Genomic DNA, 14,785 nt, shown 5'->3' with positions numbered 1-14,785 from the left:
TCGTCCCCACGGCCGTAGCAAGCAGACACACAGCGCAACGTGTCCGCCCCCACACGTAACCTGTTGAGATGCCTCGCTTCGCGCTTGATATAGACTCCGTCGCCCGTCCAGTCCGCGCCCAGGCGCTCCTGGACGCGGTCAACAACCGGGTCGTCATTGCCGACGGGGCCATGGGCACCATGCTGCAGGGCCGGGACCTCTCCCTCGAGGAAGACTTCCAGGGCCTCGAAGGCTGCAACGAGATCCTCAACGACACCCGGCCGGACGTCCTCGCGGACATCCACGACGCCTACTTCGCCACCGGCATCGACGCCGTGGAAACCAACACCTTCGGCGCCAACTGGTCCAACCTCTCCGACTACGGCATCGATGACCGCATCGAAGAACTGGCAAACAAAGGCGCCAGAATCGCCCGCGAACGCGCAGAGGCAGCGGAAGCAACAGACGGCCGGATGCGCTGGGTCCTCGGCTCCATGGGGCCCGGCACCAAGCTCCCCAGCCTGGGCCACACCACCTACGATTACCTCAAGCAGACTTTCGCCCTGCAAGCGGAGGGCCTCATCGACGGCGGCGCGGACGCGTTCCTCATCGAAACCAGCCAGGACCTCCTGCAGACCAAGGCCGCCGTCAACGGCTGCAAACAGGCCATCGTTGCCAAGGGAATCCGCCTCCCCATCTTCGTCGAAGTGACCGTCGAAACCACCGGCACCATGCTCATGGGCTCCGAAATCGGCGCCGCACTCACTGCCCTCGAACCGCTCGGCGTCGACGCCATCGGCCTGAACTGCGCCACCGGCCCGGACGAGATGAGCGAGCACCTCCGCCACCTCTCCAAGCAGTCCACCGTCGCCATCGCCTGCATGCCCAACGCCGGCCTGCCCGTCCTCGGCCCCAACGGCGCGCACTACCCGCTCACACCCACCGAACTCGCCACCGCCCACGAACAGTTCGTCCGCGAATTCGGCCTCGGCCTGGTTGGCGGCTGCTGCGGTACGACGCCGGAACACATGGCCGCCGTCGTCGAACGCCTTGCGCCCTTCCGCAAGCAGGAGACGAAAGCCGGCAAGGGCCCCGCCCGCACCCCCACCGAGCGCGAAGCCGGCATCGCTTCCCTCTACCACCACGTGAACTTCGACCAGGAGTCCGCCTACCTCGCCATCGGTGAGCGCACCAACGCGAACGGTTCCAGGGCCTTCCGCCAAGCGATGCTCGAAGAGCGCTGGGACGACTGCGTGGATATCGCCCGCGAGCAGGTCCGCGTCGGCGCGCACCTCCTGGACGTCTGCATCGACTACGTGGGGCGCGACGGCGTCGCGGACATCAAGGAGGTCGTCTCGAGATTCGCGTCGGCCTCCACCCTCCCGCTGGTCATCGACTCCACGGAACCTCCCGTGCTGCAGGCCGGCCTCGAACTCATCGGCGGCCGCCCGGTGGTCAATTCCGTCAACTACGAGGACGGCGACGGCCCCAACAGCCGTTTCGCCCGCATCATGCCGCTGGTCAAGGAACACGGCACCGCCGTGATCGCCCTGACCATCGACGAACAGGGCCAGGCCCGCACCACCGACGGCAAGGTGGCCATCGCCTCCCGCCTGGTGGACTCCCTGGTGGGCGAGTGGGGCATGCGCGTCGAGGACATCATCGTGGACGCCCTCACCTTCCCCGTCGCCACCGGCCAGGAGGAAACCCGCCGCGACGGCATCGAAACCATCGAGGCCATCCGCCAGATCAGCACCAAATACCCCGGCATCAACACCACCCTCGGCGTCTCCAACGTCTCCTTCGGCCTCAACCCGGCCGCACGCATGGTGCTGAACTCCGTGTTCCTGCACGAAGCCGTCCAGGCCGGCCTCACCAGCGGCATCATCGACGCCGCCAAGATCGTGCCGCTCGCGTCCCTCCCGGAGGAACAGCGCAAAGTCGCACTGGACCTGGTCTACGACCGCCGCGAATACGACGACGACGGCAACGTCACGTACGATCCGCTGGCCATCATGCTGGACCTGTTCGCCGGCGTCGACACCGCAGCGCTCAAGGACCAGCGCGCCGCCGAACTCGCCGCGCTGCCCACCGGCGAACGCTTGCAGCGCCGCATCGTCGACGGCGAAGGCAAAGGCCTGGAAGCGGACCTGGACCTGGCCCGCAGCGAAGGCATGTCCCCGCTGGCCATCATCAACGACCAGCTCCTTGAAGGCATGAAAGTCGTCGGTGAGCGATTCGGTGCCGGCGAGATGCAGCTGCCGTTTGTGCTGCAGTCCGCCGAGGTCATGAAAAACGCCGTGGCCCTCCTGGAGCCGCACATGGAGAAGTCGGACTCCTCCGGCAAGGGCACCATGGTGATCGCCACCGTCCGCGGCGACGTGCACGACATCGGCAAGAACCTGGTGGACATCATCCTCACCAACAACGGCTACAAAGTCATCAACATCGGCATCAAGCAGGGCATCGTCGAGATCATGGCCGCCGCCGAGGAACACAACGCTGACGTGATCGGCATGTCCGGGCTGCTGGTGAAATCCACCGTGGTGATGAAGGAAAACCTCGCCGAACTCCAGTCCCGCGGCCTGGCCAAGAAGTGGCCCATCATCCTGGGCGGCGCCGCCCTGACCCGTGCGTACGTGGAGCAGGACCTCGCCGAGCAGTTCGAAGGCACCGTCCGCTACGCCAAGGACGCCTTCGAGGGCCTGGCGCTGATGGAACCGCTGGTGCGGGTGGCCCGCGGCGCCGACCCGGCCGCCGTCGGCCTCCCGCCGCTCAAGAAGCGCATCCACAACAGCGGCCCCAGGTTCACCGTGACCGAGCCCGAAGCCATGCCCGGCAGGTCCGACGTCGTGGCTGACAACGCTGTTCCCGCGCCGCCGTTTTGGGGCACCCGCATTGTGCGCGGCGTGGCCCTGAATGACTACGCCAGCTTCCTGGACGAGCGGGCCACCTTCATGGGCCAGTGGGGCCTCAAGCCCGGCCGCGGCGAGGACGGCGCCTCCTACGAGGAACTGGTGGAACGCGAGGGCAGGCCGCGCCTGCGCTACTGGCTGGACCGCATCCTGGGCGAGGGCATGCTGGACGCCTCCGTGGCCTACGGCTACTTCCCCGTGTTCACCGAAGGCGAGGACGTGGTGGTGCTGCATCACGGGGAAGACCGCGACGGCGTCCTCGGCACGCCGGGGCTCCTCGCCCCGGACGGTGGCTCGGGCGGCCCGATCGGCACCGAGCGCCTGCGGTTCACCTTCCCGCGCCAGCGCCGCGACCGGCACCTGTGCCTGGCCGACTTTGTCCGCTCCCGCGAGTCGGGCCAGATCGACGTGCTGCCGGTGCAGCTGGTCACCGCCGGCTCGAAGATCGAGGAGTTCACCTCCAAGATGTTCGCCGCCAACGCCTACCGCGACTACTACGAGCTCAACGGGCTGGTTATGCAGCTGACCGAATCGCTCGCCGAATTCTGGCACTCCCGGATCCGCAAGGAGCTGGGGTTCGCCGCCGAGGAACCCAAGGACAAGGCAGGCCTGTTCAAACTCGACTACCGCGGCGCCCGGTTCTCGCTGGGCTACCCGGCGTGTCCGGACATGGAGGACCGCCGCAAGGTGGTGGAGCTCCTCAAGCCCGAGCGGATGGGCGTGGTCCTCAGCGACGAGCTGATGTTGCACCCGGAGCAGTCCACCGACGCGTTTGTGTTCCACCACCCGGAGGCCAAGTACTTCAAGGTGTGAGTTGCAGCCGGTCCCTGGCCGGGGTGGAACGCGTCACTGCACCGTTCCCGCCTAGGCTGGAGACCGGCTTCACCCGCCGGAAGGCGGCCAGCACGGCCCGGCCCACCACCACGATCCCCATGATGGTGGTGACGGCACGCAGGGTGTCCCAGCCCGCCGTCGAGGTCAGCAGCGAATACAGCAGGAAGCTGGACAGGTTGGTGCCCAGCGGCGCGCCCGGCTGGTAGGAAATCCCCGTGCCGTACCCCACCGCAAACGGCCAGAACCACAGGTTGGTCAGCAGCCCGAACAGGTACGACGCCACCATCCCGTACCCGGCCAGCATCCACAGTTCCGCCCTGCCGCGCACGCCCTTGGGCAGCAGCCCGGCCACGGCGCCCACCCACGCGCACGCAAAAACCTGGAACGGTGTCCACGGCCCCATGCCGCCGGTCACCACACTGGACACGGTGATCGTGGCGGCGCCCAGGAGCAGCCCGAACCGCGCGCCAAACGCCCGCCCGGCCAGGATCAGCAGGATAAATACCGCTTCAACGCCGCCGACGCCGGTACTCGCCACCCGCACGGCCGTACCCACAGCGGCCAGGACCCCCAGCAGCGCCACCGTATGGGCGGAGCGGACGGAACCGTCCAGGGCCAGGACGACGGCGACAGCAGCCACCGGGGCGATGGCCAGTGCCGCGAACGGCAGCGCCGCCGCGGCATCCTTCGGGAGGGCGGTCCCCAGCAGCGGCCAGCAGAACGCGGCGAGGGCCAGGAGGTTCGCGGCAGCGAGGACCAGCAGCTCGCCAGCGCGGGGGAGCCGGACCCGGCGCCGCCGCGGTGCTGCAGTCGCGGCGGATACCTGTGCCGCCGGCGACACCGCGGCCGGTGACGCTGCCGCCGGGACCTCCTGCGCCGTGCGTGGTGGCCAGGCCGATGCTGCGACGGGGCCGGGAGCATCTGCCGGAGTTGGGTTGGGTGCTAACGCCCGTGCCGGTGCGACGCCGTCGCGCATCGGCAGGATCCGGGCAGCCAGGCTGTGGGCGAACGGAAGATCGTGGGTGGCGATCAGGACCGCGGCTCCCTGCTCCGCCGCTGCCAGGAGCGCTGCGGCGACGGCTGCGCGGGCGGCCGGGTCCAAGCCGCGGGTGGGCTCGTCGATGAGCAAAACCTCCGGCCGGTCCAGGGTCTGCAGGGCGATGGCCAGGATCCGCCGCTCACCTGCGGAGAGATCCCGAGGGTGTTCGTTGCCGTCCGGCATGGGCGCCCCGCCGCGCAGCCGGGACAGGTGCGCGGCAGCGGTGCCGGGTGCCAGGGGAGCGTCGTTGCGCCTGGCTTTCGAGATCCTCCGCTCGGCGGCGCGGAGTTCGCCGGCAACCGTGTCCCGGGTGAAAAGGTCGTCCGAGGCATCAGGTACCAGCGCAACCCGGACGTCGCGGGCCCGTCCTCCCGAGGCGGCTCCTTGCACCGGCGATTTCGCGGTGGACCGGCCCGTTCCTTCGCCGAGCGCCAGCGCCACCAGCAGCGACGATTTCCCGGCGCCGTTGGGCCCCACCAGCGCCGTGATGCTTCCGCGATGCAATGCCAGGGACGCGTCGCGAACCAACGTGGCGCCCTTGCGGCAGACGGCCAGCCCGCTGGCTTCGAGGACGGGTTCCCCGGCGAAGTGCGCAGGAGCCTTGGATGCGTGGGCTGTTGTTGCGGTTTGCTCGGCTGCGACTGCCTCGGCTGCCGCGCCGGGTGGCGGGGTCCCGGGCAGCAGCGCGCCGTCCACCACCGTCCACCAGGCGTCCGCCACAGCAGTGAGCGCCGCGGCCCGGTGCTCTGCCACAATCACGCAGATCCCAGCGTCCCGGGCGAGGCTGGCCAGGACAGTGATGACGCGGTCCCGGGCGTCAGCATCGAGATCTGCCAGGGGTTCGTCTACCAGGAGCAAGGACGGGCTGTCCACCACGGCGGCGGCGATGGCCACCAATGTGGCTTCGCCTGCGGAAAGGGTGCTGAGGTTCCGGTCCAGCAGGGCGGTAACACCCACCAGTTCCGCTGCCTCCCGGACCTGGTCTTTGGCGGCGGCCGGGGCCAGGCCGCGCAGCTCCAGGGCCAGGCCGATCTCGTCCCGCACCCGGCTGGTGGCAAACGCCGCCCGCGGATTCTGCAGGACCACACCAATCTGCCGGGCCGTTTCGCGGGGCGGCACGGCGGCGCGGTCAGCCCAGCCCACCCGGACGGTACCGCTGATGCTGCCGCCATCCACATGGGACAGGAGCCCGGCGGTGCCTCTGAGCACCGTTGATTTCCCGGCCCCCGTGGCGCCGGTAACCACAGTCACGCCGGGCCGCGGGACGAATTCCGTGACCTCGATCCTGGTGTCACCAATGCTGAAGTGCGCGTCGCGGATGGTGAGCGGCGCACCAGGGCGCGGACCGCCGTCGGGCGTGTGCCTGCGGGCGGCGCCGAAACCGCGGAGTTCCAGCGCGGCTGCAACCCTGCCGGCATGTTCCAGGGTGCGCTCCAGGATGGGCACCAGGGCACGAGGCCCAAACCGTTCGCCGCGGAGCCGGAAGGCCAGGCGGACGGAGGAAACGGCGTCGGCCAATGCCGGCAGGGCGGCCCACGCCACCACCAGCGTCCGGGCCACGCCCTGCAGCGGCCCGCGCCGGGCCAGCCGGACGAAGCCGCGGGAGATGTCCACCAGCGAATTGAGCACACCGAAGCCCAGGATGGTGGCGGCGATGGGGAACGCCGACGCCGCAGCAGCCAACAACCCGGGGCCGCTGACCGGCCCGAACACTGCCACGTGCGCAAACGGCACGGGCAGCCTTACCGCCGGAAGGTCAAACAGGAGCGGTTCGCCCAGGCCCGCGCCGTTGAAGAGGACCCGGTAGATGACCCGCGCCGCGATGAACACGGCGGCAAGAACCGCCGCTGCTCGCAACGGCGCGGGCCGGAAACTCATGCCGCTGGGGCGGCCGGTTCGCCGTCGACCGAGTACAGCAGCTCCAGGCTTTCGCCCGGCTTGACCTGCAGGGTGGCGAGGCCTTCCTGCGCGTACTCCCAGGCGCCGCCGCTGGGCTTGACCCAGATGGCCCAGTAAGCGAACGCGGCAGGCATCCCCGTGCACTCTTCCTTGTACGTGCCTTCCTTGTGCTTGATCTCCAGATCCGCGGCGGGGACGCCGTTCACCCGGCACACCAGTTCGGTGGGGTACTGGACGGTGCCCTCGGTCTTGACCTTTGCCTCCGCCAGCACCTTGGCGGCGGGCGTGGCGGCGTCCGCGGGAACGCACACGGAGGTGGTGGCGGCGTCCTGTTTCAGGGCGCCCGAATCCACAATCACCGTGACCCCGGTGCAGGGACCGTTGTCGGCGCTCGCCGACGCCGAGGCGCTGGCCGCGGGGGCGGAGGACGACGGCGAGGTGGCGGCCGGTGCTGAGCAGGCAGCGAGGCTGAACAGGAGACCTGCGGCGGCGAGTGAGCTCGCGGCCGCGGTACGAAGGGTAGGCAGAGTCACGAGTCCAAGATTAGGCGTAGCCGGTCCGGAACCGGAGGCCGTTCCCTTGTGTGACGCCGGACTTTTGTCCCCGGCACGAAACGGAAGCGGACTACGGCGGGTGGGCACCCGGCGTCGTCCGCTTCCTTGTACCAGGTGTGCTTAGAGCGCGCCCTGGGCGGCGGTTCCGACGGGAATGGGTACGAGGCGGGTGACCTCGACCGGCTTTGCCAGCAGGCCCTCCAGCGCAGCGTTAAGCCGCTGGACGGGTTCGCCGGCGCCGTGGGCGTCCAGCAGCGCCGCGCTGGTCCACTTCTCGATCATCAGGATCTGGCCGTTGGGTGATTCATGGATGGCGTAGAGCAGGCAGCCGGGCTCCTGGTGGACTTCGGCGATGGCCGGCGCCAGGGCGTCCACCACCTGCTGGTAGAAGCCTTCGTTGGGGGTGAATGCCGCAGTCACAACGATGGTCATGGGTGCTTTTCCTTTGCTGGGTGGGTTCATCCGGTGGGGGACGGGACAGGTGGGGACGGGACAATGGGGGCGTGGGCCAGGGTCAGGCGCCCAGCGGCACTGCCCCGGCATCAGAGTTCCGGCCGGCCGGTGCGAGGTTTTCGCCGGTGGTGCTGTCGAAGTAGCTGGCCTTCCCGGGCTCAGGGACCACGGTGCAGGCGTCGCCGGCCATCAGCCGGGATTGCCCGGCCTGGCGGATCCAGATGAGTTCGTCACGGTTTAGTTCCCACGTCTTGAGGTCCAGGGCGGGGTCCGGCTGGACCCCGATGAGGGTGTCCGCCCCGAGGTCCTCGATCCGCCGGACAGTGCCGGGCAGGCCCTGCCTCCCTCCGTCCACGGTGACGCTGAGGTGTTCCGGGCGAACGCCCACGGTAACGCCCCCATCGCCAAGCCGGGGTTGACCAACCCCGGGACCGTCCGGAGCCGCCAACGTCAGTCCGCCAACCACAGACTGGCCGTCAACCACGGCAGCGGCCATCAGGTTCATGGGCGGGCTGCCGATGAACCTGGCCACATATGTGTTGGCCGGTCGGGTGTAGATCTCCTGCGGCGTGGCGTGTTGCTGGACCACGCCGTTGTGCAGGATGACGATCTGTGTGGCCATGGTCATGGCTTCCACCTGGTCATGCGTGACATAAACGAACGTCTTGCCGGTCAGGCGGTGCAGCCGGACAATTTCGCCGCGCAGTTCCGCCCGGAGTTTTGCATCCAGGTTGGACAGCGGCTCATCCAGCAGGAACATTGATGGATTGCGGATGAGGGCCCGGGCCAATGCCACGCGCTGGCGCTGGCCGCCGGAAAGGCCGCCCGGCTTGCGGTCCGCGTACTGGTCAAGCTCCAGCATGGCGGAGACCCCGGACACCTGCTTGGCGATGTCCTTCGAGGAACCAAACACCCGCCGTGCAATGGTGCTGATGCCCGGAATGTGGTGCCAGCCCTTGAACTTGTCCAGCGCCAGCGGGAACGCGATGTTCTCCCGGACGGTCAGGTGCGGGTACAGGGCGTAGGACTGGAAAACAAAGGCGACGTCCCGCTCGCGCGGGCTCTGCCGGTTGACCCTGAGGTTATCGAAGATGACGTCCCCCGCGGTGGCGTCCGTCAGGCCCGCAATGATGCGCAGCAGGGTGGACTTGCCGGATCCGGAAGCGCCTAGCAGGACCAGGAACTCGCCGTTGTCCACCTCGGCGCTGAAGTCGTGGATCACCTTGGTGTCCCCGAACCGTTTGCTGATGTTGCGTAATGAGAGCTTTGCCATGATCAACCTTTGACTGAGCCGGCCGTGAGGCCTGAGACGATGCGACGCTGGACAAGGAGGAAGAAGATCAGCGCCGGCAGTGTGAACAGCAGCGCTGCTGCCATGACGGAGTTCAGCGAGGTCAGGTACTGGCCAACGAACGAGGCCAGGCCCACCGACGCCGGCCACAGGTCCCGCTCGGCGATGAACGTCTTGGCCAGCAGGAACTCGTTCCAGCCGTCAAAGAAGTTGATGACGGCGGCAGCGGCAACGCTGGGCAGGATCAACGGGGTAAGGACCAGGGAAAGGATGGTAACCCTGGGGCAGCCGTCAACGGATGCAGCTTCCTCGATTTCGTATGGGATGGCATCGATGGCTCCCTTGATGATCCAGACGCTGACCGGCATGGTGAACGCCACGTTGGCCAGGATCAGGCCGCCCATCCCGTTCAGCAGCCCCAATGATGCGAACAAGGCATAAATGGGGACCACCAGGAGCGCCTCCGGCAGCATCTGGGTGGCGAAGAGCAGGAACCCAGCGGCTCCCTTGCCGTAAAACTTGAACCGGGACAGCGCATATCCGGCCAGGACAGCGAAAACGAGGGACAGCAGTGTGGTGCCGCCGGCGATGACCACCGAGTTGGTGAGCCACTTGAAAATCGGGACGGTGCCGATCAGTTCACCGAAGTCGGCCAGCCGTTCCCAGTGCGGCCACCAGCCCTGCGCCTGGCCATAAAGTTCCGAGTCCACGCTGAGGGCAGTGTTCAGCATCCAGTACAGCGGGAAGCCGGAGAACAGGACCAGGGCGGCCAGCAGGAGCAACCGGACGGGCTTGCTGAAGTTCCGTTGTCCCGGCGCCTTGAGCCGCCGCCGGGCGGGAGCGTGGAGGACCGGGGGTGCTTCTTTGGTGCTCATATCTCAGGCCTCCTTGGCGGCAGTGCGCCGTTCCATGATGAAGTAGACAACCGTGACCAGCAGGGACAGGACCAGGCCCAGGGCACCGATGGCTGCGGCGCGGCCCAGTTCCTGGTTGCTGAAGGCCTGCCTGTAGACGTTGACCACCAAGGTATTGGTGCTGTCCACGGGGCCGCCGCCGGTGAGGAGGTAGATGATCTCGAAGCGGCGGATGGACCAGATGGTCATCAGTAGGGTGACCACCCGGACCGTGGGGGCGATGTGTGGCCACGTGACGGCCCGGAAGGTTTCCAGCGCGCCGGCGCCGTCCATCCTGGTGGCTTCATACAGTTCGGTGGGAATGGACTGCAGCGAGGCCAGGACCACCAGCATCACCAGTGGCATGACTTTCCAGACGGAGGTCAGGACCACGGCGGCCATGCCGAACTTGGGGTCCACCAGCCAGCCCTGCTGGCCGATGCCCATCACGCCCACCACCTCGTTGAGGACACCGTCCGAACGGTTGAAGATCCAGCCGAAAATCAAGGCGGTGGCCACTGTGGGCACGGCCCACGGGAAGGTGATGATTGCCCGCACCACCGTGCGGCCCTTGAATGCGCGGTTCAGCAGCAGCGCCGACCCGGTACCGATGACGACGGCGAACAGCACCGTGGCGGCCGTGTACAGGACGGTGGCGCCCAGGGAGTTGTAGAACTGGGGGCTGCCCAGCAGTTTGGCATAGTTCTCCAGCCCCACGCCGGTGCCGCCGTCCGGCCGTACCAGCGGGGTTTTGGTGAAGCTGAGCTGGATTCCCTGCACCACGGGGATGATCATAAAAATGATCAGGTAGATGACGGCCGGGCCGACGTAGATGTAGGGGGAGATTTTCTGCCACATGTGATGCCGGGAAGGCGCATCCTGTATTGGCGGCTGCGCCACGGCGGGCGGGGAGATCGAAGTTCGGAGCGACATTGCCCGGATCCTTTGCCTAGGTGTGCTCAGCCGATCAGCTGAGTTACTTGTGTCTGTGCGGTGGCGAGTGCCTTGGCAGCGTCGCCGCCGTCCACGAGGTAGCGTTCCACCTGCGTCATGACTTCGCGCATGATGGCCTTGGTCTGCGCCTCATAGCCCTTGATAAGGGGGCTGCGCGAGTCGGCGGCGAGGTCGATGAACGCCTTGGCCCACGGGTTTGCCGCCGCGTAATCGGGCGCCAGCGGCACGTCGGTGGCCAGGGTGGACGGTCCCATGGCGGTGCGGAGTTCCGCCTGGCCTTCATCGGAGCCCACCCAGCCGACGAAGTCGACGGCAAGGTTCTTGTTCTTGCCGAACCCGTTCACGGCCAGCACGATCTCCTGGTGGGCGGATGGGCTGGGGAGCGGGATCCGGTCGGCGAAGCCGATGTCCTCGGACTTCAGCGTCTTGGAGGAGCGCAGGATGCCCGCCACCGTGGAGGAGACATCGATCATCATGCCGAGCCTGCCCTCACGGAACTTGGTGCGCATGGTGGACGCGTCGTCGCCGATAGGCATGGCCCCGGACCGGTAAAGTTCCCCGAAGGCCTCCACCCCGGCGATGTTTTCCTTCGAATCGATGGTGGGGCGGGACCCGTCGGACCAGGATCCGCCGAACCCGTAGGTCCAGACGTCGAAGTCCATGAACCAGGAATCGAACTCGGTCATCTGGTGGCGGACCCCGAACCCGTCCAGGCCGGTGGCGTTCCTGATCTCCCCGGCGGCGGAAATCAGTTCAGCCACAGTGGTGGGCGGTGCCACGTTGGCCTTTTCCAGCAGGCCCCGGTTCCAGAAGAAGTTCCAGTTGAGCCGCTCCCAGGTGATCCCGTACTGCACCCCGTTCACCTCGCCGGACTTGATGGTGTGGTTGAACGGGGTGCCCTTGTGGGATTCGACCACCGAGGTCAGCGGAGCCAGGATGCCGGCGTCGGCCAGGGGGTAGAAGTTCACGTCCTGCACCACAAAGATGTCAGGGCCGCCCTTGCCGCCAAGTTCGGTGTTGAGCTTGTCGGCGAAGGAGAGGAACGGGGTGGTGCTTTGGGCCAGCACGGCTGACGGGTTCTTCTTCTGGTAGGCCTGGACGGCTTTCCACATGGCCTCGCCGCGGCCCGGCTCAAGCCACTGCCAGCTGCCGAACTTCAGGGTGCCGCCGGCTGACGCCGCCCGGTTGGGGTCCAAAGCCGGGGTGGCGCCGCAGCCGGCCAGCAGCAGGCTGGCTCCGGCCGCTCCCAGGAATGTGCGCCTGTCGATCATGTCGCCGGCACCACATCAAGGGCCAGGGCCTCGGTCTCGCGGCGCAGCTTCAGCGCCTGGTCCAGCGAGGTGTCGATCTCGACGTCGTCCCAGCCCACGATGCCGCCTTCGGGGATGTCGTTGACGAGTTTGACATGATGGGCCATGGCGACCGGCAGGGCGCGGTCCCGGACGGACTTCTCAGCCGAGATCAGCTTGCCCCAGACGGTGAAGCCGCCTTCGCCGTCGAGGATTTCACCCGCTTTGAGGTCTTTTTTGGCGCAGGCCACCACGTCGGCGTGGAAGCCTTCGGGCGCGCCCGTGGCTACTCCGCGGAGCACGGCGTTCGCTATCGAGACGTTCAGTTCCAGGCCCACGTAGTGGTACGGGCGGTACAGGGCGGCGTACTGGCCGGTGGGGTCCGGGTGCCAGGGGTATTCCTGGAAGCAGCCGGAGACGTACTTGTTGGTGGCCTTGACCACCACAAAGACGCCTTCCTGGGTGTTGTGGGGGATCCAGTCGCCGGCGCGGGTCACGCTGGACATCACATCGACGCTGCCTGCATGGCTGAGGACGCCGCCGTCGGCTGCCGGCCGGCAGATCGTGGCGATTTCCTCGACGTCGCCGGGGGTGAAGGTGAGGCCCTCATCGGAGGGGCGCAGGCCGGCGGCGTTGGCTACCGCCGCCATTTCGATGGCTGCCTTGGTGCCGTCGCGGAAGGAGGTGTGCATGTACGGGTTGAGCTGGCCGGAATCGGTCAGCTCCTTGGAGAACTCCCAGTTTTCCCACACATTGTCCGGATTCATGCCGTGGTAGTGCGAGAGGTACTTGGCGCCCTTGCCGGCGCAGACCACGTCGAAGCCCGACGTCCGCGCCCAGTCCACGAGTTCCCAGATCAGGGCGGGCTGGTCGCCGTAGGCGAGGGAATAGACGACGCCGGCCTCCCGGGCGCGTTTGGCGAGGGCAGGTCCGGCGAGGGCGTCCGCCTCGACGGTGACCATGATGATGTGCTTGCCGGTTTCGATGGCGCGCAGCGCGTGGTTGATGCCAACGATCGGGTTGCCGGTGGCCTCTACGATGACGTCGAGTTCGGCGTCGAACAGGGCAGCGGCGTCGGTCACAACAGTGGTGGCACGGGTGGCCAGGGCCGTTTCGATGTCGTCAACAAAGGCTTCATCGGGCCACTCGACGAGCTTCAGTGCACCCTTGGCCCGCTCGGCGTTGATGTCGGCAATGGCCACCACGTGGATGCCCGGGATGTTGCGTGCCTGCGCCAGGTACATGGTTCCGTAGCGGCCGGCACCGATCAGGCCCACACGGATCGGGGCGCCGTCGGCCTCGCGCTGGGTCAGGAGTTTGTGGAGGTTCATAATTGCCTTTCGGTGGTTTGGCTGCGTCCGTGCTGGACGGCCAGTGGTGTGCGCCGGTGCCTGTGCAGCGTTGCGGCAGGCTGTGGCGTTCGGGGCCGGCGGGGTGGTGCCGGTGGAATCCGAGGGGTGCGGTGGTAGACATTCACTGTGGAAGTAAACATAATGGAACCGGTTCCACTTTTATTTCATACCTGCCGGACGAGGTCAATACCCTAGTCTGAAAAAGTTCCTGCCGGACTTGACGGCAGAGCTGCAGTAGCCGACCGAGGAGTACACGTGCAGAAGCAGCCCACCATCCGCGACGTTGCTGCGGCGGCGGGAGTATCCGTCGCTGTGGTCTCGCGGGTGCTCAACCCCGGGTCAGGGCCGGTGGCTGCCGCAACCCGGGACCGGGTTCACGAGGTCATGGCTACCCTGGGTTACCACCCGCGTACGGCCGCCCGGGAGCTGAAGCACGGCCCGCCCACCACCCTGGGCCTGCTCCTGGCGGATGTTTCGAATCCCTTCTTCGCCCGCCTTGCCGACCAAGTGGTCCAGGAAGCGCACTCCCGCGGCATCCAGGTGCTGTTGATGACCACCCAGGAGGACGACCAGCTCGAATCCGAGCGGCTCTCCACCCTGATCGAACGCCGGGTCAGCGGCATCATCGCCACCCCCACGGGGAACAACCTGGATATTTGGAAGAGGCTCCAGGACATGGGAACGGACGTGGTGTTTGTTGACCGCTCCATCCCTGCCTTGGCTGACGTGGATGTGGTGACCATCAACAACGTGGAGTCGGGGCGGTCCGCCACGGCCCTGCTGGCTGCGCACGGACACCGGCGGATCGCGATGATTTCCGGGCCGGCGGAATCCACCACGGGCCGGGACCGGATCGCCGGCTACCGGCAGGCCCTTGACGCTGCGGGGCTGGAGCGGGATGATCTCCTGGTCCGGTCGGCGGCGTTCCGCGGCACCGCCGGAGGAGATGCGATGAGCGCGCTCCTGAACCTGGACGAGCCACCCACCGCAGTGGTGGTGGCGAACACCGCCCAGGTGACGGCTGTACTGGGCCGGCTGGCCCATGCCGGGGTGTCCGTCCCGGCGGAACTCTCCGTGATCGTCTTCGAGGATTCGCCCTGGACGGAACTGATGATGCCGCCGCTGACCATCGTCCGACAGCCCATTGACCTCCTTGCCCGGCACTCCGTTCGCCTTGCCCTAGCCAACCCGGGTGGCAGGACGCCCGGCAAGCCTACGGTGGTGCGGGTGGATGCCGAACTCATTGAACGCGCCAGCGTGGGCCGGCTCAAAGTCCGCGCCTGACAAGTCGTTCCGCTCTACCCTTCCCGCGGCCGCGTGCCGCCGCACCCTG

Annotated in this window: 10 protein-coding genes; 2 read left to right on the top strand and 8 right to left on the bottom strand. The window is 67.5% G+C overall.

The features are described 5' to 3' along the window. Positions 1–68: 68 nt before the first annotated feature. Complete coding sequence (gene metH, locus QRN07_RS17770; protein ID WP_285241790.1) at positions 69–3,707, top strand: methionine synthase; 3,639 nt, start codon at positions 69–71, stop codon at positions 3,705–3,707. Here the strand turns inward: metH and QRN07_RS17765 are convergent. The 8 genes from QRN07_RS17765 to QRN07_RS17730 all read right to left on the bottom strand — a co-directional run bounded on the left by QRN07_RS17765 (position 3,697) and on the right by QRN07_RS17730 (position 13,431). Next, on the bottom strand, positions 3,697–6,645 hold the full coding sequence (locus tag QRN07_RS17765) for an ATP-binding cassette domain-containing protein (RefSeq protein ID WP_285241789.1): 2,949 nt from the start codon (positions 6,643–6,645) through the stop codon (positions 3,697–3,699). The genes metH and QRN07_RS17765 overlap by 11 nt on opposite strands. Then, positions 6,642–7,199, bottom strand: a complete 558-nt coding sequence (locus QRN07_RS17760) for a hypothetical protein (RefSeq protein WP_285241788.1) — start codon at positions 7,197–7,199, stop codon at positions 6,642–6,644. Before QRN07_RS17760 ends, QRN07_RS17765 begins: the two co-directional genes overlap by 4 nt. Positions 7,200–7,340: 141 nt before the next feature. Continuing rightward, complete coding sequence (locus tag QRN07_RS17755) at positions 7,341–7,652, bottom strand: putative quinol monooxygenase (RefSeq protein ID WP_056598349.1); 312 nt, start codon at positions 7,650–7,652, stop codon at positions 7,341–7,343. A gap of 82 nt (positions 7,653–7,734) precedes the next feature. After that, positions 7,735–8,946, bottom strand: a complete 1,212-nt coding sequence (locus QRN07_RS17750) for an ABC transporter ATP-binding protein (RefSeq protein WP_285241787.1) — start codon at positions 8,944–8,946, stop codon at positions 7,735–7,737. Positions 8,947–8,948: 2 nt separating this feature from the next. Next, entirely contained in the window at positions 8,949–9,839 is an 891-nt protein-coding gene (locus QRN07_RS17745; protein ID WP_082484187.1) for a carbohydrate ABC transporter permease, read from the bottom strand. A gap of 3 nt (positions 9,840–9,842) precedes the next feature. Then, on the bottom strand, positions 9,843–10,790 hold the full coding sequence (locus QRN07_RS17740) for a carbohydrate ABC transporter permease (protein ID WP_285241786.1): 948 nt from the start codon (positions 10,788–10,790) through the stop codon (positions 9,843–9,845). A gap of 26 nt (positions 10,791–10,816) precedes the next feature. Beyond that, complete coding sequence (locus QRN07_RS17735) at positions 10,817–12,082, bottom strand: ABC transporter substrate-binding protein (RefSeq protein ID WP_056598335.1); 1,266 nt, start codon at positions 12,080–12,082, stop codon at positions 10,817–10,819. Next, positions 12,079–13,431, bottom strand: coding sequence for an NAD(P)H-dependent oxidoreductase (locus tag QRN07_RS17730; RefSeq protein ID WP_056598332.1), 1,353 nt, complete (start codon positions 13,429–13,431; stop codon positions 12,079–12,081). Before QRN07_RS17730 ends, QRN07_RS17735 begins: the two co-directional genes overlap by 4 nt. A 276-nt stretch (positions 13,432–13,707) precedes the next feature. Here QRN07_RS17730 and QRN07_RS17725 point away from each other — a divergent pair, with 276 nt between their 5' ends. Next, on the top strand, positions 13,708–14,736 hold the full coding sequence (locus QRN07_RS17725) for a substrate-binding domain-containing protein (RefSeq protein ID WP_285241785.1): 1,029 nt from the start codon (positions 13,708–13,710) through the stop codon (positions 14,734–14,736). Positions 14,737–14,785 lie beyond the last annotated feature (49 nt).

It is taken from the genome of Pseudarthrobacter sp. MEB009, assembly GCF_030208875.1.
In the GTDB taxonomy this organism is placed as follows: domain Bacteria; phylum Actinomycetota; class Actinomycetes; order Actinomycetales; family Micrococcaceae; genus Arthrobacter.
This window is presented reverse-complemented; position numbering and strand designations above follow the sequence as displayed.